Annotated in this window: 16 protein-coding genes; 7 read left to right on the top strand and 9 right to left on the bottom strand. The window is 43.3% G+C overall.

Going from position 1 to position 19,103, the window contains the following annotated elements:
• Positions 1-74: 74 nt before the first annotated feature.
• From WFY05_RS01245 to WFY05_RS01235, 3 genes are all read right to left on the bottom strand, one after another.
• Positions 75-1,862, bottom strand: coding sequence for an alpha-L-fucosidase (locus WFY05_RS01245; RefSeq protein WP_340110896.1), 1,788 nt, complete (start codon positions 1,860-1,862; stop codon positions 75-77).
• Positions 1,863-1,871: 9 nt separating this feature from the next.
• Entirely contained in the window at positions 1,872-3,008 is a 1,137-nt protein-coding gene (nspC, locus tag WFY05_RS01240) for a carboxynorspermidine decarboxylase (protein WP_340110895.1), read from the bottom strand.
• A gap of 70 nt (positions 3,009-3,078) precedes the next feature.
• On the bottom strand, positions 3,079-4,272 hold the full coding sequence (locus WFY05_RS01235; protein WP_340110894.1) for a saccharopine dehydrogenase family protein: 1,194 nt from the start codon (positions 4,270-4,272) through the stop codon (positions 3,079-3,081).
• Between the two features lie 317 nt (positions 4,273-4,589).
• Between WFY05_RS01235 and WFY05_RS01230 the strand changes: the two genes are divergently transcribed.
• The 3 genes from WFY05_RS01230 to WFY05_RS01220 all read left to right on the top strand — a co-directional run bounded on the left by WFY05_RS01230 (position 4,590) and on the right by WFY05_RS01220 (position 7,158).
• The gene (locus tag WFY05_RS01230; protein WP_340110893.1) at positions 4,590-6,005 is read left to right on the top strand and encodes a type III PLP-dependent enzyme domain-containing protein; all 1,416 of its coding nucleotides are present in this window, start codon (positions 4,590-4,592) and stop codon (positions 6,003-6,005) included.
• 101 nt (positions 6,006-6,106) lie between these two features.
• On the top strand, positions 6,107-6,670 hold the full coding sequence (locus tag WFY05_RS01225) for a nitroreductase family protein (RefSeq protein ID WP_340110892.1): 564 nt from the start codon (positions 6,107-6,109) through the stop codon (positions 6,668-6,670).
• On the top strand, positions 6,661-7,158 hold the full coding sequence (locus tag WFY05_RS01220) for a hypothetical protein (RefSeq protein ID WP_340110891.1): 498 nt from the start codon (positions 6,661-6,663) through the stop codon (positions 7,156-7,158). Before WFY05_RS01225 ends, WFY05_RS01220 begins: the two co-directional genes overlap by 10 nt.
• 79 nt (positions 7,159-7,237) lie before the next feature.
• Here WFY05_RS01220 and WFY05_RS01215 read toward each other — a convergent pair whose 3' ends face one another.
• From WFY05_RS01215 to WFY05_RS01190, 6 genes are all read right to left on the bottom strand, one after another.
• The gene (locus tag WFY05_RS01215; RefSeq protein ID WP_340110890.1) at positions 7,238-9,301 is read right to left on the bottom strand and encodes a glycoside hydrolase family 2 protein; all 2,064 of its coding nucleotides are present in this window, start codon (positions 9,299-9,301) and stop codon (positions 7,238-7,240) included.
• 43 nt (positions 9,302-9,344) lie between these two features.
• Entirely contained in the window at positions 9,345-10,805 is a 1,461-nt protein-coding gene (locus tag WFY05_RS01210; RefSeq protein WP_340110889.1) for an aminoacyl-histidine dipeptidase, read from the bottom strand.
• Between the two features lie 143 nt (positions 10,806-10,948).
• Entirely contained in the window at positions 10,949-11,548 is a 600-nt protein-coding gene (locus WFY05_RS01205; protein ID WP_340110888.1) for a carboxymuconolactone decarboxylase family protein, read from the bottom strand.
• Between the two features lie 28 nt (positions 11,549-11,576).
• Positions 11,577-12,620, bottom strand: coding sequence for an AI-2E family transporter (locus tag WFY05_RS01200; RefSeq protein WP_340110887.1), 1,044 nt, complete (start codon positions 12,618-12,620; stop codon positions 11,577-11,579).
• Between the two features lie 57 nt (positions 12,621-12,677).
• Positions 12,678-12,935: a hypothetical protein gene (locus WFY05_RS01195; protein ID WP_340110886.1), complete on the bottom strand. Its 258-nt coding sequence runs from the start codon at positions 12,933-12,935 to the stop codon at positions 12,678-12,680.
• A 1-nt stretch (position 12,936) separates the two neighbouring features.
• Complete coding sequence (locus tag WFY05_RS01190; RefSeq protein ID WP_340110885.1) at positions 12,937-14,268, bottom strand: saccharopine dehydrogenase C-terminal domain-containing protein; 1,332 nt, start codon at positions 14,266-14,268, stop codon at positions 12,937-12,939.
• Positions 14,269-14,810: 542 nt separating this feature from the next.
• Between WFY05_RS01190 and WFY05_RS01185 the strand changes: the two genes are divergently transcribed.
• From WFY05_RS01185 to WFY05_RS01170, 4 genes are read left to right on the top strand one after another with little or no spacing between them, the layout of a single operon-like run.
• Positions 14,811-16,397, top strand: coding sequence for a hypothetical protein (locus WFY05_RS01185; RefSeq protein ID WP_340110884.1), 1,587 nt, complete (start codon positions 14,811-14,813; stop codon positions 16,395-16,397).
• The gene (locus WFY05_RS01180) at positions 16,387-17,103 is read left to right on the top strand and encodes a 3-oxoacid CoA-transferase subunit A (protein WP_340110883.1); all 717 of its coding nucleotides are present in this window, start codon (positions 16,387-16,389) and stop codon (positions 17,101-17,103) included. The genes WFY05_RS01185 and WFY05_RS01180 overlap by 11 nt, the downstream gene beginning before the upstream one ends.
• Positions 17,094-17,774: a 3-oxoacid CoA-transferase subunit B gene (locus tag WFY05_RS01175; RefSeq protein WP_340110882.1), complete on the top strand. Its 681-nt coding sequence runs from the start codon at positions 17,094-17,096 to the stop codon at positions 17,772-17,774. The genes WFY05_RS01180 and WFY05_RS01175 overlap by 10 nt, the downstream gene beginning before the upstream one ends.
• The gene (locus WFY05_RS01170; RefSeq protein ID WP_340110881.1) at positions 17,758-19,092 is read left to right on the top strand and encodes an aspartate aminotransferase family protein; all 1,335 of its coding nucleotides are present in this window, start codon (positions 17,758-17,760) and stop codon (positions 19,090-19,092) included. The genes WFY05_RS01175 and WFY05_RS01170 overlap by 17 nt, the downstream gene beginning before the upstream one ends.
• Positions 19,093-19,103 lie beyond the last annotated feature (11 nt).

The raw sequence follows: 19,103 nt of genomic DNA, 5'->3' as shown, positions 1-19,103 counted from the left end.
GGTGTTTATATTCACCACGAATCAACCGGAGTTATTAACAATTGTTAATAAGAGTTGCAGGTCTTTTAAATAAGTCATTGTATCCAAATCCATTGAAATTTGACAGGTTCGTTATTATCAGGTTCAATTCTCAGTTCAATATCATACAGTCCCGGCTCCAGGAAATTGATCGCCCCGATTCGCCCGGCTGCAAAACGCTCAATGTGCCAGTTTTCGTTGGGCTCGCCAACCGTTAAACCCGTTCCCGTGATTCGATTGCTCAGTTCTGTTTTATAAGTCAGAATTGTGAATTTTCCGGAATCAGATTTTCCCTGGAAACTGCATGATACATCCACAGTTTTAGTTCCGGGTTCATCGATATATACCTTCCATTTAAATGATTGTGCAGTCTCAACAGTCACATGTTCCGGAATAGTCCCGTATTTTGAAGCCGGAGTTGTTTCTGTTTTATTCAGCCGATTTATCTGATTCCCGGGCTGAAGCGAGTAGCCTCCATCGGTAGTTTTGGCAACGATATCGTTAATGGATGTCGGGCGTTGTTTATATTCCAATACGATCACCGAAACATACGGATCGGGTTGATCGTTTGGCAGGTCGATTGATGTAAAAGGACTTACATTCTTAAACGAAAGCGATGATTTCTCCTTGTCGGCAAGCAGGTAGACCTTTTCGGGAATGCCGTTAACACCTGTGAGATAAAGTTTTTTATTGAGCGGCCAGTTGTAAACATGCAGGTACAATTTAAATCGGTCTCCATCCTGCTTACATGTGATCTTACCCCAGTCGTGTTGATCTGCATCCAGATCAAATGCCTCACTGCCATAAACTGATTCGCCATTTACTTTTAACCAGTCTCCCATTTCGAGCAGACGCTGCGAGATTTCGAAAGGCACATCACCATTGGATCTCGGTCCGATGTTGAGCATAAAATTCCCATTGAGACTGACATTTCCGATCAGTGATTTTAGCAGGGTAGAGGTCGATTTCCATTGGGTGTCGGACGAATGAAATCCCCAGGAATGTGCAACGGTTGCCGGCGATTGCCACGGAAAATCTTCCTTTTGACTCCCCAGTTGATTATCGCCTAAAGTCTTAAAATCGATATCGGGATCTTCTTCGATTGAAAGTCCAAGGCGGGAGTTCACCAAGCAGTTGGGTTGCAATTCGCGAATCATACTTTTTAGTTGAAGGAGTTGTCTCTTGGTAACAACTGCTTTCGAATGATTGATCCACATATCAAACCACATCAGCGAAATGTCGCCATAATTGGTTAGCAGTTCGCGGACCTGTAGTATTACTTTTTCCTGCCAGTACCGGTCGTATTCTGCGGGTGCGATGCCATAGATTTCACGTTCATGACTCCAACCGTAAGGATGTTCCCAGTCTACCCAGTGCGAATAATACAAACCAAGTTTTAATTCGTGTTTTTTGCAGGCCGCAGCCATTTCTTTAATAATATCTCGATCGGTATAATTTCCGAGATCGTAATCGCTGACTTTGCTGTTCCAAAGTGCAAAACCGTCGTGGTGTTTGGCTGTGATGGTTACGTATTTCATACCGGCTTTTTTGGCCAGAACCACCCACTCTTCAGGATCGATGTCGTCCCAATCAAAACGATCGAGCAAACTCACGTACTCATCCCGGTTGATTTGGTTACGGTAATAGATCCACTCTGCATAATCGTTGTTGTGCCTCAACTTTTCGCCTTTCCAGAAGCCTTCAGCAGCGCTGTATAAACCCCAGTGAATAAACATACCAAAACGTGCATCGGTGAACCACCGGGCCCGCTCGTTCGTATTTCTTTGAGCAAAAATGTGTAAGGAGAGAAGCAGCAATAAAAAAGCAAGCAGCGTTTTCTTCATTACAAAAAATTAGGAAAGTCGGTTTTTGAAATCCTCATAAGCGAATTCTCGCACGATTTTTAATTGATCATCTTTAGTCCATATGGCAATAGCCGGATGGTTGACCCCGTTGAACATGGTGGTTTTTACCATGGTGTAATGGATCATATCGAGGAAAACGATCTGTTCGCCAATTTGCAATTCACGGCCAAAATCGTATGCAGCCATAAAATCTCCGGCCAGGCAACTTCCTCCACCTAATCGATAGAGGTGCTTACTTTCGTTTGTTGGTTCGCTTGCGCCAATGATTTTGGGACGATAGGGCATTTCCAGCGTATCGGGCATATGAGCCGTAAACGAAACATCCAGAATCGCAGTTTTTACACCACGGTGTTCAACAATGTCCTGAATGGTGGATACCAAAACACCGGTTTCCCATGCAATAGCACTTCCAGGTTCTAGTATGACTTTTACATCGTATTTTTCCCTGAATTTTTTGAGCAGTTGGATGAGGTGACCATGATCGTATCCTTTGCGGGTCATAAGATGGCCGCCACCCATGTTCACCCATTTCACCTGACTCAGGTAATTACCAAAGTTGGCTTCAAATTTCTCAATTACTTTTTCCAAACTGTAAGAGTCGGATTCGCATAAAACGTGAAAATGAATTCCGTCAATTCCTTGAGGGAGTGTGCCCGGCATTTCATCAATTCCAACTCCCAGTCGCGAGCCTGCAGCACTTGGGTTGTACAGATCAGTCTCCACATCCGAGAATTCAGGGTTTACACGAATACCGCACGAAATAGGGTGGTCTGCCGTTTGTGTTCGCTGGTAGTATTTACTGAACTGATTGAAGGAATTAAAAACAATGTGACTACTGTAATCCATCAATTCATCAAATTCATTTTCGCGGTAAACCGGCGAATAGGTGTGTGCCCGTGTTTGCATTTCTTCGAAACACAAACGTGCTTCATAAAGCGAGCTGGCTGTTGCACCTTTCAGGTATTCGCGAACCAATGGAAACGCACTCCACATGGCAAAACCTTTAAAAGCCAGAATGATCTCAATCCCAGCATCGCGCTGAACACGATCGATCAGTTCCAGGTTTTTTCGTAGCAGCTTTTCATCCAAAACAAAAGCCGGAGACGGAATTTCTTTATAATTCATTTTGCAAAGGGCTAAGCGCAAAGAGCAGAGGACAAAAATGCAATGCTCTTTGCCCTCTTCGCCTGGCTTGTTAAACTTCTAAGTTGCCATTAATTTCTTCCTGCCATGGCAGGCCAAATTCTCCGATGCGTTCCATAAACGGATCAGGATCGAATTCTTCAACGTTGAAAACGCCTTGGCCTTTCCATTCTCCGGTAAGCACCATCATGGCACCCAGCATGGCCGGAACACCGGTTGTATATGAAACGCCCTGTGTGCCGGTTTCTTCGTAAGCCTGCTGGTGTTTGCAGTTGTTCCAAACATAGTATGTTTTTTCTTGACCGTCTTTAACACCTTTTATACGACAGCCGATTGAAGTTTCGCCCGTATAGTTTTCGCCAAGATCGCCGGGATTGGGTAATACAGCTTTCAGGAATTCGAGGGGGATAATGTCTACTCCCTTATATTTTACCGGATCGATGCGCGACATACCAATATTTTGGATCACGCGTAAATGTGTCAAATATTCATCGCCAAAGGTCATCCAGAAACGAGCTTGTTTTATTGACGGGAAATTTTTCACCAGCGACTCCAGTTCCTCGTGGTATAAAACGTAGGAGTTTCGTGCACCGATATTGGGGTAATTCAACGTCTTTTTAATTTCGAAAGGTTGGGTTTCAACCCATTTTCCATCTTTCCAGTAACGTCCGTTTTGCGTGATTTCGCGGATATTAATTTCAGGATTGAAATTGGTTGCAAACGCTTTCCCATGATCGCCGCCATTACAATCAACAATATCGAGGTACTGAATTTCATCGAAATGATGTTTGGCTGCATGTGCGGTGTAAATGCTGGTCACACCGGGATCGAAACCGCACCCGAGAACGGCCATAATTCCTTTCTCCTTAAAACGATCATGATAAGCCCACTGCCAGCTGTATTCAAATTTGGCTTCGTCTTTGGGTTCGTAGTTCGCAGTATCGAGGTAGTTCACTCCGGTTTCCAGGCAGGCATCCATAATGGGCAGGTCCTGGTAAGGGAGCGCAACATTGATCACCAATTCGGGTTGAAAGGATTTGATCAGAGCTACCGTTTCCGCCACATTGTCGGCATCGAGCTGAGCGGTTTTTATGCGGCCTTTACCAACTTCTGTTGCGATAACATCGCATTTCGATTTTGTACGACTTGCCAGCATAATTTCAGAAAAGACGTCCGGATTGTCAGCGCATTTGCTGGCAACAACGCGGCCAACTCCTCCGGCTCCGATTATTAATACTTTACTCATTTGTTTTGTAATTTAATTGTTGTTCAAACTTATGAATCTTTCAGCGATTCTGTGTAATTAATTGTGTGATCTCTTCAATAAAAATAGAAAAATATCGTATTTTTTAACTCCTGTTTTTTGAAAATTGGAAAACATTAAGGTTCTAAAATTCCGAAATCAACTTTAATTTTTGACGATGAGTCTGTAAGTTGCTTTACCCTAGTATTTCGATGAATAATTTGTATCTTTTGTTTTTTATAAAATGCAGAAAACATTTTGAGAAAATTTGATTTTATTTGCGATGAAATTATCGTGATAACACCACATTCTAATTCTACATGAAGAACAGTTATTTTGATTTGATCGAGCAAAGCTATTATTTCCCGCAGGAAGGATTTGATTTGCGGGATAATTACCTCACTTTTCACGGAATATCTCTAATGTACCTCATTAAGAAGTACGGAACTCCTTTCCGTTTTATATACCTTCCCAAGATTGGAGATCAGATTAAAAAATCGCGAAACCTTTTCAACAAAGCCATTAAAAAAAACAATTACCAGGGTAAATACTACTACTGTTACTGTACCAAGTGCAACCACTTTTCGCACGTGATCAACGAAGCTCTTAAACAAAATGTGAACCTGGAAACCTCGTCGTCGTACGATATCGATCTGATCCTGCATTTGTACAAGGATAAAAAACTGGATAAAAATCGCATCATTGTTCATAACGGATATAAAACGGAAGAATACCTCAGTAAGATTATTTCGATGCAGCGACTGGGATTCAAGAATAACATTATTGTACTGGATAGTGTGAATGAACTCGATCGTCTGGAGAAACTGGCTAACGGCGATAAACTGAAACTTGGTATCCGCATGGCGATCAACGAAGAGTCGCAATCGGCATATTATACTTCCAGGTTGGGCATCCGGAACACTCAAATACTCGATTTCTTTGAAAAGAAAATTAAAGGAAAGGAAAACCTCGAGTTGAAAATGCTGCATTTTTTTGTGGATTCGGGGATTAAAGACAGCCTTTATTACTGGGGGGAGTTTCAGAAGGCAATGAAACTGTACATCGATCTGAAAAAGCAATGCACCACACTCGATTCATTTAACCTTGGCGGTGGATTCCCGATCCGAAACCACCTGGGTTTTGAGTACGATTACGAGTACATGATCAAAGAAATTGTGTCGAACATTAAAACGGCCTGCGAGAACGAAAACCTTCGGGAGCCCGATATTTTTACGGAGTTTGGAAAGTATACAGTGGGCGAGAGCGGTGCCATAATTTTTGAGGTACTTGAGCAGAAACAACAAAACGATACTGAAAGCTGGTACATCATAAATAACAGTTTGATGAACACGATTCCGGATTCATGGTCGATCTTTGAGAAATTTATTCTATTGCCTATCAATAAATGGAATAACGAGTACAAACGTGTAAACATTGGTGGAATCAGTTGCGATCATTCGGATTATTACAATTCGGAGGACTTTAACCAGGAAGTTTTGTTGCCCAATTACACTGACAACGATAAAGAACCGCTTTACCTTGGATTCTTTCATACCGGGGCATATCAGGATGCGATCAGCGGATACGGTGGTATTAAACACTGCCTGATCCCGTCGCCCAAACACGTGATCATCGACCGCGATGAAAAAGGTAATTTTATCGACTATGTGTACCGCAATGAACAGTCGGCCGACGAAATGTTCAAGATTCTGGGTTACAACAAAGACGAGGAATAAGGTTCTGGACTAAAAAATTGGATTTAATTTCCGTTGATTTCTTTCAACTTTTTGATGCCAATCGTGTTTTTCTTACGCAACTGACTTTTAAAAAAGATAACATGTCAATTTCAGAAATCATAAAAAACAGGCGAGCTACGCCACCACGGATGTTGATGAAAAGTCCGGTATCAAAAGAAGTGATCAAGCAACTTTTAGAGAATGCCAACTGGGCACCCAACCATAAAAAAACTGAACCCTGGCGATTTAAAGTCTTCACTGGTGAAGCTAAAGCGGAACTAGCCCAAAAATGTGGTGAATTGCTTCGCGAACAGCAGGCTGCCGGTTACGAGGTAGCCAAAGAAAAAATTATAAAGTTTGAAAACACCCTACAGAATGTGCCGGTGGCTATTGCCATTATTTTGCAGCTCGATCCTGCCAAACGACTGCCCGAATGGGAAGAAGTGGCAGCCGTATCGATGGCAGTGCAGAATATGTGGCTGACGGCTACTGAAATGGGACTGGGTGCATTTTGGGCTACTCCCGGTTTTATGGAACTGTTTACCGACCTACTCGAAATCAAAGAGGGACAAAGGGCACTCGGATTCTTCTATGTGGGCGAAGTAATGATGGATTATCCTTCGCCGGGCAGAGGCGACGTGGCTCAAAAAGTGGAATGGAAATAAAAAACAATATACTATCTAAAGCAATTCTGCTGATTTTTGCGTTGACATTGGTTACGGAAATTCAGGCGCAGGATACAACGGCAATCGACAAAGATAATTTTCCGAATCCGGTGTTTGTTCAGCCCGATCCGCCCAAGCCTGTAAAAGGCTGGGAAATGATCAACCAGGTCGGTAATAAAGTGCTGGAAGGTAAATATCCCGGAAAGATCCTGAAGTTTCAGTTTGAAGGCGATGCCGTGGGAATTGCTGTACTTAGTGGACCTGAATCAGGTATTATTGAATACAGCGTCGACAATTATCCCTGGCAGAAGAAAGATCTTTATGTCAATACCAGAAAGGTTAGCGATCAGGGCTACTTTTTTACGCTCGAAACGGGATTAAAGGCACAAAAGCATACCTTGCAAATTCGTTTAAGCAATGAGAAAAATGATAAAAGTGCCGGTAAAAAATGTGCACTTACTCACTTTTATTTTAATAACCCCGAGTAGCCTGGTGTAATGAAAAAGCGGGCAGTTGCATTTTCACCAAAATGTTACTGCCCGCCTTTTATCGTTATTCGATCAGGAGCTAATCAATATAAAGTACAAATTCATCGTGGTAGCTTTTCCCGTCGGCTTCCACTTTTAGCTCAATCTTATTTTCACCTTTTTCAAGTTTGATTTCCGGACTAACAAATTTTACCGAGTTGATTCCGGCACTCATTTTTCCCTGGCTTTTTCCGTTGATAAAAAGCTCGGGAATACCACGGTTACTGTATGCACCAAAACTTAAGGTGTCGGTTTCAGGGTGATTATTCCGGCGGCCGGTCAGATAAACCACTGCTTCTTCCGACCAGTTGGCTTTGTACCAGAAAAACACGTCCTTTTTTGTTTGGCGGTCGTAGGTTACCAAACCTTTGTGATTGCGGCCTTTTATTCCTCCGCGGTCCCATTCAGGAGTAGAAAAATCAAACATATTCCACACGTATGATCCCCAGATAAACGGGTATTTCTCGATTGCCGAGTAAGTAACCTCGTGGTAGTGGGTCATATAACTTTCAGGAAAGAAAGCATCGTTTGGCCCGGGAGCCGGGAAAATATCGGTTCTTTGCTGAGCAATGTTTCCTCCGGCACCATATTCCGAAATCGAAAAGCGAACATCGGGTTTTTCGCTGTGGTATTTTTTGATCCAGTTTTCCAATCCTTCCGGTTTTCCTCCGTACCAGCCGGTGTACTGGTTAAAACCCTGCAGATTGGCCAGTTCGTGGATCGGGTAATCATACAACCACCAGATGTTGCTTACCGAAACAGTATACCTCGACGGATCGAGTGTTTTTGCCAGGCTGTGCAAGCGTTTGGTAAGGTTGGCCGGTGGTGTTACCCACAGGTTTTTTACCACCTCGTTGTGCAGTCCCCAAACAAAAATCGACGGGTGATTATAGCGTTGCTTGATCAGTTCGGTGAGCTGCTGTATCGCATTGTCGTCGGCTCCTTCGTTATAGCCGTTAACAAACGGGATTTCAGCCCAAATCAGAATCCCCATCGAATCGGCCAGCGAATACATGTAATCGGCTTGCTCGTAATGTGCCAAACGAATTGAAGTTGCCCCGATCTCGTAAATCATTTCCATATCCTGTTTGTGGTGCTTAGGCAATAAAGCATTTCCCAGATCTTCCCATTCCTGGTGGCGGCAAACTCCGTAAAGGCGATAAGGTTCGCCGTTCAGGATGAAACCTTTCTCAGGATCGATGGAGTAGAAACGAAGACCGACTGCTTGTTTCAGTTTATCAACTGTTGTTCCGTTTTGTACGATTTCTGTTTCGAGCGTATACAGGTAAGGATCTTTTCTGCCATTCCACAAATGTGGATTTTTAACTTCAAGCAAGGATGAAACCGGCTCGAATCCACCGGGGTAGATCAATTGCTCGGTTGAACCTTCAGCCACAACTTTACCATCTTTCGATACCAGCTGGTTCTTAACCGTAACAAGCATCGCTGTTGAAGTTTCGTTTTTTATATTACTAACAATACGCAAGGCAGCTTTCTTTTTTGATACTTGATCCTGGTTTACAAAAATACCCGACGAGGCATTGTCGGTGAGGGCAAAATGCAGGTCTTCGGTAGTGATCAGTTTTACTTCGCGGTAAATTCCTCCGAACACACCAAACAAATAATTGTCTTTGGGATAGGATTTTGTAAGTTCGTTGTTCACCCGCACAAGTAAAGTGTTGATTCCTTCGTCGGATAAAAAGCGGGTAATATTAAAAACAAAGGCAGAATAACTTCCCAGGTGTTCGCCCACATATTCGTTGTTAATGTACACTTTCGCATCCTGTCCTACACCTTCGAATTTCAGGAAATATTGTTTGTTTTCCAGCTTTTGAACGTTCAGTTCACGTTTGTACCAGCCGGTACCGTATTTAATGTTTTCGCCCGACTGGATGTCTTTGCTGTTCCAGGTATGTGGAACGCTGACATCGAGCCACGAATCATCGGTAAGGTTGATATAATCGAGCTCTTTATCGGCCAGAACAAATTTCCATTCGTTTGTCAGCAGCTGTTGTTCTCGTTGTTGGCTGTTTCCGGCCAGCGAACCCAGAATTAAGGCAAAAAGCAGTACTAAACTTTTTGATTTAAAAAGTCTTCTTCTCATTGTTGTTTTACTTGTTATTACTAATAGAATTTATTTGTTGCATTTATTGTAGAGATTCCAGCACATCAACCAGATGTTTCCAGAATTTATCGGTGGTTGCAATATCAAGACGCTCATCGGGTGAATGTGCTCCTTTGATCGTTGGACCGAAGGAAACCATATCGAGATGAGGATATTTTTCGAGGAAAAGGCCGCACTCCAACCCGGCGTGTATCGAACGCACGATCGGCTCATTCCCAAACAGTTTTTTATAGGACTCGACGGTGGTTTTCACCACATCCGAATCCGGATTTGGTGCCCAGCCGGGATAACCGTCGGAGTGAGTTACATGAGCACCTGCCAAACTGAAAACAGCTTTCACACTTTCGGCGGCATAATATTTCCGGCTTTCCAGTTCACTGCGCTGGCTGGTGGTTACCAGAATTTTCTGATCGCCGATAAACTTTACAGAAGCCAGGTTGGTTGATGTTTCCACCATGCCTTCCATTCGGGTACTCATCTCTAAAACGCCATGCGGACATCCATAAATGGCGTCGAGTAATTTATCCTGAGTTTCCTTGTCCATTATTGTTTGTGGTAACTCAGTCTCCTTGCAAGCTATCTGCAGTTTAGGTTCCGAAAACTCGAATTCATGTTTAATCTCTGCAGCCAGTTTATTAAAGGCTTTCAATACCTCGTCTTTCTGATTTTTCGAAATGGTAAAAACGCCAAACGCTTCCCGAGCAATGGCATTTCGCAGGTTGCCGCCATTAAATTCAGATAATCGCAGGGCAAATTGTTTGCTGAAATTCCATAGAAAGCGGTTTAGAATTTTATTGGCATTTCCGCGGTTTTTATGAATGTCGTCGCCGGAGTGTCCGCCAAGTAACCCCGAGACTGAAATTTTCAATGCAATGGCATCATTCGGAACGGTTTCTTGCTGGTAGTTAAAATGGGCCAAAGTATCCACTCCTCCGGCGCAGCCAATAAAAATCTCTCCTTCATCTTCCGAGTCGAGGTTCAGTAAAATGTCACCACTTAAAAATCCTTTTTCAAGCGCAAAAGCACCCGTTAGCCCGGTTTCTTCATCCACAGTGATCAAACATTCGATAGGGCCGTGTTTTATTTCTTTGGAAGTTAATACAGCCATCTGGGCTGCAATTCCAATTCCGCAATCGGCACCCAGAGTTGTGCCATTTGCTTTTACCCAACCATCCGCGATAAGCGGTTCGATTGGATCCGTATCAAAGTCAAAAATCTTATCCGAATTCTTTTCGCAAACCATGTCCATGTGCGTTTGCAGGATCACAGTCGGTGCCTTTTCCATCCCGGAAGTTGCCGGTTTCAGAATTAATACATTTCCGGCTTTATCGGTTTTACTTTGCAGTCCGTTCTTGTTGGCAAAATCAAGCAAAAACGCTCTGATCTGTTCTTCCTTTTTCGACGGTCGCGGGACCTGGCAAATGTCTTCGAAATAATCAAAAAGTGGCTGAGGTTGAAGTGTGGATAATGTTCTTGCTTTCATGCTATTAGAATTGTTTGCTTTCAAAGGTATATTATGTAACTCGCACTTATTTAAATATTAAATTGGATATAAAATTTACATGCTCGTTTCATGCACGCGAAGTTGTTAAAAAGCTTTTAGGTTTGAAACGATTATTGTCAGCTTTAGTACGCATGTTTACCTACTATCCATCCTTTTTTGCTGAGGAATTTTTCGCCCGACTCTATGGCCCCGTATTCCATTTCGGTGCCCATCGAGTCGTTCCATCGATTCAGGTAACCAAACAAGCCTACAACACCGGTAATCTCCACAATTTCTCCTTCATCCCAAAACTGGCGTAGGTTTTCGGCAATGGTATCATCCACTGAATTCGGAATAATGGACGCCGCAAAAGCAAAATCAAGCGCGGCACGTTCTGCTTTAGAAAATGCAGGATGTGTTTTATATTCCCAAATATTATCCAGTTTTTCCTGTTCGGCACCGTAGCGTTCTGCAGCTCTAATAGCATGCGCCTGGCAATAACGGCAGCCTGCTGCATTGCTGCTGATGTAAGCAATCATTCTTTTTAAGGCACTGCTTACCCGTCCGTGATTGGCCATCACCGCTTTATTCATTTCAATAAAAGCATAGGCAATGTGCGGCCGGTGATGCATGGTTTTTACGCTGTTGGGACAAAAGCCCAGCGTTTCTTCGTAAAATTCGATGAGTCTTTGCAATTCAGGATCTGAATCTCCTGATTTTGGTAAAACCAGTGGTTGTATCATTTGTAGTTTATTTGAAGTATGGGTATGATCAGTCTTTTTGTTCCGTATTAATATTTCCTCGTTGACTCAATAGAATTGCGATAGGTTGTGTTCCCGGGAATTCAGACATAATGAGGATCAGAATAACGGTGATTGGAACACTGAGCAGCATCCCCGATATTCCCCAAATTGCTCCCCAGGCAGCAAGCGTGAGGAAAACGACGAGCGGACTGATGTTTAAAGAATTTCCCATTAAGCGCGGTTCTACTGCATTTCCAATGATCATTTGAATGACTCCAACAATAGCCAATACTAATATTCCGGGAGTAAGATCGCCAAACTGAAGGACGGCAAAAAGGGTCGGAAACAGGGTAGCAATCAGCGAGCCGATAGTGGGAATAAAGTTCAGCACAAAGATCAGGAATGCCCAAAAAATGGGAGCGTCGATACCAATAAAATACAAGGCAAAATAACTCAGGAATCCTGTCATTAGACTAGTAAGTGTTTTTAAAGCCACATAATTTCCGATGCTGTGGTCGATCTTATTCACCAGATCGGTGACATGTTTGTATCTTTTTTGATCGGGATACATGGCACGCAGTTTTTTTGGAAAAATCGGTTCTTCGAGCAATAAAAAAACCAGGTATAACAAAACGGTAAAAGCATTACCAAACAGCCCTGTCAGAGTCGAAAAGATGGAACTCAGAATACTGCCAAAATTAATGTCTTCACTATAATCGCCTAGCAGGTTCTTTAAATCAATATCAAAACGTTCGTTGATCGAATTGGTGACTTGTTTCACATTGGCTTCGTATTTAGGCAAGGCTTTGGAAAGTTCGGATATATTGTTCGAGATCATGCTTACCGCCAGCACCAGAAATCCAATAAGCAATAAGGTTGAAAAAACAGTGAGTAACCATTGCGGAGCACGGCCAACGAATTTTACTTTTGCCAGAATCTTTTTCATTACCCGGATCAGAAACCAAAATAAAATGGCCAGAATAAAGGGCAGAATGATTGATTGTGCATAAATACATACCACAACGGTGGTTACCACAATCAGGAAAACATAGATTTTTTTGTTTGTCTCCATTTCATAAGCGTTTAGACTGCAAAATACAAATGATTTTTGGGTGAAACCAATACTACTTCAAATGGGAGCGTTTTTAATGTACTGATAAATTTCATCCCACTCTTCCTGAAAACTGTTAGAGGGCATCGTTTTCTCTGCTCGATGGTACCAGTAAGAAGCATTCGCCCGATCGGGTTCTTTACGATGCAAATAGGCATGAATCCAGGCTGCCAGCTTATGATCAATATCCTGCACCATCATGTGGGCTGCATCCCAGTTCCCTTGTTTATCTGTGTATAATGCCTGTAGCAATATATCTTGTAGATTTTGAATCATACTATCCCAATTTATCAGAAACGGGTAGTCCCCACTCTTCTTTCATCGCAATTCCCAGGGTTTCGAGTTCGTTTAAAATGGGTTCATAAATGTTTTTGGTAATGGGAATATGAACACCGGTCTCGCTTATTTTCCCTTCAAGAATCATTTTAACGGCGATGGCAGCAGGTAAAGCTACTGTCCGGGCAATAGAAGTATTTTCAGCCGTGGCAAAATCGAGCAGACGCGATTTGATGACCTGTTCAGCGCCATCGGCATTTTCAACAAGAAAAGAGTGCAGCATAATTACCATATCGCGGGCACTTTCGGGCAACATCATTTTACGGAGCATCAGGTCGGTGGTCAGATCGAAAGTTGAACCTTCCGGCAAGCGTACGAGGTAATCACTGAAAAGGCCTAACCATTCCATGGCAATTATCGCCGGACTATCGATAGCAAGCGCCAAACGTTCTGCAGCCTTTTCTTTGATGTTGGCCGGGTAAACACCCAGTTGCCGTGCCATTATTTTTTTGTAGGTTTTACCCTCAAAGCTTGTCGGCTCGTAACTTAACATGTCAAGTCGCTTAAGGGCATCCATTATCTCGCACCAGTTTTTATAGCGGAATGTTCCGCGGTACATGGTCTCAATTTCTTTCAACTTGTACAGGTCGATGTATTTCAGTGAGTCGCGGTTGGGATAGACTTCCATTTCGCCAACCTCAGGGAAATCGATTTGTGAGGGATTTTTGAAAAGATCTTCTGTTGGAATTTTTACAACCTCTCCGTTCTTCAGATAAGTGGCACTGTTGTTCCCGGCCATAATAACCCCGCGGGGCGACCACGAGAATTTATATTTGAAGGGATTATCGGCCTCTTCGGGAGCTGCCAGAGCGCCGCACAACGAATAAAATTCTTTTACCTTACCACCCTGCTCCTGAACTTTATCAATAATTCGCATGGCTGTCATGTGGTCAAAACCCGGATCAACACCAATTTCGTTCAGAATGAGTATACCGGCTTTTTGCGCGTCTTTATTCAGTGCCTTCATTTCGTCGGAAACATACGACGTAGTGACCATATTTTTCCCATGTTTGATACACAGTTTGGCCACTTCAACATGATAGGTATAAGGCAATAAACTCACTACAAGATCGTGTTCCGTTATCATTTGCTCCAATGTATCCAGGTTGTCTATGGTCCAGGAGACCGCTTTGCCATTCGGATTATTTTGTATCAGTTTTTCAGCTTTCTCGAGGGTGCGGCTGGCAATTGTAAGTTCAGTATGGTGGCTTAACAGATATTCTGCAATGGGTTTGGCTACCATCCCGGCGCCAAGTAAAAGTACCTTTTTCATCTTATTAAAGTTGTTTGTTTTTTAAGGTATAAGATGGAACTCGCATGATATAATAATTGGCCTAAGTGTGAATATTTCTGATGCTCGTTTCATTTTATAAAACCTTAATGACTTCCTTGTTAAAATTGAGCTAAAATCATGGAAGTTAGTTAATTCTGTTTTCTTTTAATTGTAGTGTAAAGGTGGTGATTTTTTATCAGCTTGCCGTTCAGATGTTGTAAAAAATATATTATTTAAACTATCTGTCCCAAAGTTTCCTTAACTTGACTGCATGATTCAATCCTACCAGTGTCCGGTTTTCTTTTACATCGGGATGCCCGAATGTCTCGATGATGATTCGGTTTCTCATTAGCGCTGCGTCCGCAGTGCTGTACCTATAACCATTCTGCCCGCATCAGAATTGTGAATTCAGGTGCTCATTTTATTTAAAATCTATTAATATCAGCTTTGCCTGAATAGCTTCTGACGGGAGTCGGTTCGGATTTTTTATGTGTAATACAACGCTTTATTGGCGTTGTTCGTAAAACAATAAAAAACTGGTCATGAATCCTTATAAATCCATCAAAAGCATTGAACCTTCTGATCTGCTTCGTATGTTCGAACGCTATCAGTTGAGTTCTGAAAGTATAAAAACCATTGAAGACGAAAATTTACTTCCTCCCGGGCTGATTAAACGTTTGCACAATGCTTATCCGCAGCATTCAGGATTTTTTCTTGAAGGTGAAGCTTTGTTTCGCGACAAATCCCATTATTCGGGAATTAAAGGCTTTCGCGAGATTATTCAAAGATTGAGTGAAAATAGTATTGAAATTGGTCACTTAACAGATCGTGAATTTTTTATTGACGTTTACCGGTTTCTGGCCACCAAATACGTGCTGAATACCATCGACTGGAACAACTTTGAAAACGACTCGAACTACCAGCTGGTATTTCCGCAGCCCGGGATGATGCCCCGGGATGAAGTGCAAAAGTATGCGGTTGCTAAAACCGATAAGGAACGAAGAAAAGTGGTGGATGCATACATGCAGAAAACCAATCCGCATGATGGCAAACAGAAGTTGAATAAACCCTGGTACATCAACAACGAAGGGCAATTGGAAATTCTTGAAGGCAGTCAACACAAATATCCGCCCATTAAACTGATACTGGATAAGACCACCCAAACCTGTTTCTCGTTTTGTACTTACTGTTTCCGGCATGCGCAGGTTCGTGGCGACGAGGATATGTTTGTGCAATGCGAAGTTTCGCAGGTGCACGAATACCTGAAGCGCCACAAAGAAATCAGCGATATACTAATTACCGGCGGCGATGGTGGTTATATCACTTTCCAACGACTGGAGGAATATATATTACCGTTGATTGAAGATCCGGAGCTGTTGCACATTCGTACTGTTCGGATCGGATCACGAGCCATTAATTTTCAGCCTGAACTTTTACTGAGCGACCAGTTTAAACCGATTCTCGGATTACTTCAGAAATTGATCGATCATGGCATTCAGGCGGTTTGGGTGGCCCATATTTCAACTGCTCACGAAATCCTGAATCCGGGTTCTGTAGCGGCTATTAGAAGACTGAAAAAGTACGGAGTTACAGTTAAAAGCCAAAGTCCGATCATGAACCACATCAGCTTGTTTTATGATGAAAACGGGAAGGTGGATATTGATCGATCGGCTCAAAACTGGATCGATCTTGGAAACGTTCTTGGTATGCTGGGTATTGGTTTCCATTCGATGTATTGCGCACGTCCAACGGGCGAGCATCATTATTTTACAGCTCCTTTAGCTGATATCTCAAAGATCTTCACCAAAGTATACCGTAGTCTTTCTTCAGTGAATCGTCCATCGCGTTACATCACCATGACTTCTTCGGCAGGGAAAACATCCTTGTTGGGCACTGCTGAAATAAATGGAGCAAAAGTGTTTGTGCTGAAATTTAACGAAGCCCGAAATATGGAATGGATGGACACCACCTTCTTTGCGAAATACGATGAAAAGGAAAATACCATCGAGAAACTGATCCCGTTCAACAGCGATAAATATTTCTACGAAGACGAGCTGGAAGAAATAGAAACGCAGCTTTCGAAAGCTTTGGAAAAGGAAATGAAACTGGCCGAAAGCCATGATCAATAAAATTGTCAAAACAGCGGCAGATGCGGTGGCCGATATTTTTGACGGCGCCACGGTTTTAATCAGCGGTTTTGGCGAAGCCGGCAGCCCGGTGGAACTGATTCATGCTCTGGTTGACCGGGGGACTAAAAACCTTACGGTAGTAAGTAATAATGCCGGTAGTGGTCATGTAGGACTGGCAGCACTTATCGAAAACCGACAGGTTGATAAGATTATCTGTTCATTCCCGCGTACGATGATTTCGGTGGTTTTTCCGGAACTTTACAGGAAAGGTGAAATAGAACTCGAACTGGTTCCCCAGGGAACGCTGGCGGAACGAATTCGCGCTGGCGGATCAGGTATTCCGGCTTTTTTCACACCAACAACGGTCGGTACGCCTTTAGCCGAAGGGAAAGAAATCAGAACCTTCAAAGGCCGAAAGTTCTTACTGGAGGAAGCGATCACAGCCGATTTTGCTTTGGTGAAATGCCATGCTGCTGACCGATACGGAAATCTAATTTACAACAAAACTGCACGAAACTTTGGACCGATCATGTGCATGGCGGCCAAAACCACCATTGTACAAACCCGGAAGATTGTGGAGCCGGGAGAGCTTGATCCGGAATCGATCATTACTCCTGGAATTTTTGTGCATCGGGTGGTTGAAATTGCCAGCCCTATGGACGAATCGAAACTGGTAGCCGAGGAAAGGAGGTATCCATGGAAATGACAGCAAAAAAAGTGGGTTGGAGTGTCAATGAAATGGCTCAGCATGTTGCCCGTGATATTCCCGATGGCGCTTACGTGAACCTGGGAATTGGCATGCCCGAACTGGTGGCTGGTTTTATTCCCGAAGGCCGCGAAGTTATTTATCATACCGAGAATGGTTTGTTGGGAATGGGCGAAGTAGCGACTCCCGGAACCGAAGATCCTGAATTGGTAAATGCCGGTAAAAAATATATTACTGCTATTCCCGGAGCAGCGTTTTTTCATCATGCCGATAGTTTTGCCATGATCCGTGGCGGACATATCGATGTGTGTGTGCTCGGTGCGTACCAGGTTTCCGAAGCCGGTGATCTTGCCAACTGGTCTACAGGCAATAAGGATGATATCCCGGCTGTTGGTGGCGCTATGGATCTGGTGGCCGGAGTGCAAACCATTTATGTAATTACCAGGCACTGCACAAAATCGGGTGCCCCGAAAATTGTAAAAGAATGCACTTATCCGCTGACGGGGAAAAACGTGGTCAGTAGGATTTATACTGATCTGGCGATTATCGAGATTCGTGAGAAAAAATTGCATGTGCTGGAAATGGCTCCAGGAGTGAGTTTTGGAGCTTTGCAAGCCCAAACAGCAGCGACTTTACACCTGAAAGATTTGGCAAATGACAAAAAAGAGTAACAGCGAAAAATTATACAAAAAGGCGGAAAAAGTGCTGGCCGGAGGAGTGAGCCGGAACACCGTTTTTCGTCAGCCTTATCCGAATTATGCCAATACAGCCTCAGGCTGTTACATTACAGACATCGAAGGTGCCCGAAGGATTGATTTTGCCAACAACATGGCAGCGCTCATTCATGGCCATTCTTTTCCGCCTGTGATTGATGCAGTTATCGAGCAACTAAAAAAAGGTACAGCTTACACACTGGCTTCCGAAATTGAGTTGGAATTTGCCAGGCACCTTATTAAGCGTGTCGACAGTTTTGAGCGTATTCGTTTTGTAAATTCAGGCACCGAGGCGGTGATGGCCATGATCAAAGCGTCGCGGGCATTTACCGGCCGGCCAAAAATAGCAAAAGCTGAAGGTTCATATCACGGTACGTATGATTTTGCTGAAGTGAGCCAAACGGCCAATCCATCCAATTGGGGGAGGATCGATCGTCCGGCCAGTGTTCCGTTGGCGCATGGAACGCCTCCGAACGTTCGGAAAGATGTGATTATTTATCCTTACAATGACATTGAACGAACACTAAATATTCTCGATCGCTATGCCGATACGATCGCCTGTGTTATCATCGATCCGGTTCCGCATCGGGTTGGATTAATGCCCGGGACCGACGAATTTATCGAGGCCATTTACTCCTGGACAAGAAAAAATGACGCCTTAATGGTTTTTGATGAGGTAATAACTTTCAGGGTGAATTATGGCGGAGCACAGGCGAATTACGGTGTTCAGCCCGATCTTACTTCACTTGGAAAAATAATTGGTGGAGGATTTCCCGTGGGTGCAGTGGCAGGGCGAGCTGATGTTATGAAAGTTTTCGATCCGCACGAAAAAAACTTGTTGCTGCCTCATTCGGGCACTTTTTCAGCCAATCCCATCACCATGACTGCCGGTTTCAAAGCCATGGAATATTTTGACAGAAAAGCGGTGAAGGATTTAAACGCACTTACAAATAAAGCTATCGCCCAAATCCGCGAAGCAATAAAACTCGCGGATGTTCCGATTTCCATTACCGGTTCAGGTTCGATGTTCCGAATGCATTTACGGTCGACCCCGCCAAAAAGCTATCGAGAAGTGTGGCAAAATCCGGAGGAGAGTGCATTAATAAAAGAGCTTTTGGATTATATGTACAGCAGCGAAAATATTCTCATGATCAACACTTTTTCGTGTATGCTTTCAACCGTGATGACTCAAACTGAGATCAATATACTGACTGAAGGTTTACACCGTGCCTTTAAAGCCTTCAAACCAAAAATTGAACAAGTAAGTGAACAATAAAAAGAACAAGA

The organism is Maribellus mangrovi, assembly GCF_037646455.1.
Taxonomy (GTDB): Bacteria; Bacteroidota; Bacteroidia; order Bacteroidales; family Prolixibacteraceae; genus Draconibacterium; species Draconibacterium mangrovi_A.
Note: the sequence above shows the minus strand (reverse complement) of the source record. Positions and strands in the feature narration are given on the sequence as shown.

Coding starts and splice junctions, on each gene's coding strand:
- WFY05_RS01245 (WP_340110896.1), bottom strand. CDS start 1,862: ATGAAGAAAACGCTGCTTGCTTTTTTATTGCTGCTTCTCTCCTTACAC.
- nspC (WP_340110895.1), bottom strand. CDS start 3,008: ATGAATTATAAAGAAATTCCGTCTCCGGCTTTTGTTTTGGATGAAAAG.
- WFY05_RS01235 (WP_340110894.1), bottom strand. CDS start 4,272: ATGAGTAAAGTATTAATAATCGGAGCCGGAGGAGTTGGCCGCGTTGTT.
- WFY05_RS01230 (WP_340110893.1), top strand. CDS start 4,590: ATGAAGAACAGTTATTTTGATTTGATCGAGCAAAGCTATTATTTCCCG.
- WFY05_RS01225 (WP_340110892.1), top strand. CDS start 6,107: ATGTCAATTTCAGAAATCATAAAAAACAGGCGAGCTACGCCACCACGG.
- WFY05_RS01220 (WP_340110891.1), top strand. CDS start 6,661: ATGGAAATAAAAAACAATATACTATCTAAAGCAATTCTGCTGATTTTT.
- WFY05_RS01215 (WP_340110890.1), bottom strand. CDS start 9,301: ATGAGAAGAAGACTTTTTAAATCAAAAAGTTTAGTACTGCTTTTTGCC.
- WFY05_RS01210 (WP_340110889.1), bottom strand. CDS start 10,805: ATGAAAGCAAGAACATTATCCACACTTCAACCTCAGCCACTTTTTGAT.
- WFY05_RS01205 (WP_340110888.1), bottom strand. CDS start 11,548: ATGATACAACCACTGGTTTTACCAAAATCAGGAGATTCAGATCCTGAA.
- WFY05_RS01200 (WP_340110887.1), bottom strand. CDS start 12,620: ATGGAGACAAACAAAAAAATCTATGTTTTCCTGATTGTGGTAACCACC.
- WFY05_RS01195 (WP_340110886.1), bottom strand. CDS start 12,935: ATGATTCAAAATCTACAAGATATATTGCTACAGGCATTATACACAGAT.
- WFY05_RS01190 (WP_340110885.1), bottom strand. CDS start 14,268: ATGAAAAAGGTACTTTTACTTGGCGCCGGGATGGTAGCCAAACCCATT.
- WFY05_RS01185 (WP_340110884.1), top strand. CDS start 14,811: ATGAATCCTTATAAATCCATCAAAAGCATTGAACCTTCTGATCTGCTT.
- WFY05_RS01180 (WP_340110883.1), top strand. CDS start 16,387: ATGATCAATAAAATTGTCAAAACAGCGGCAGATGCGGTGGCCGATATT.
- WFY05_RS01175 (WP_340110882.1), top strand. CDS start 17,094: ATGGAAATGACAGCAAAAAAAGTGGGTTGGAGTGTCAATGAAATGGCT.
- WFY05_RS01170 (WP_340110881.1), top strand. CDS start 17,758: ATGACAAAAAAGAGTAACAGCGAAAAATTATACAAAAAGGCGGAAAAA.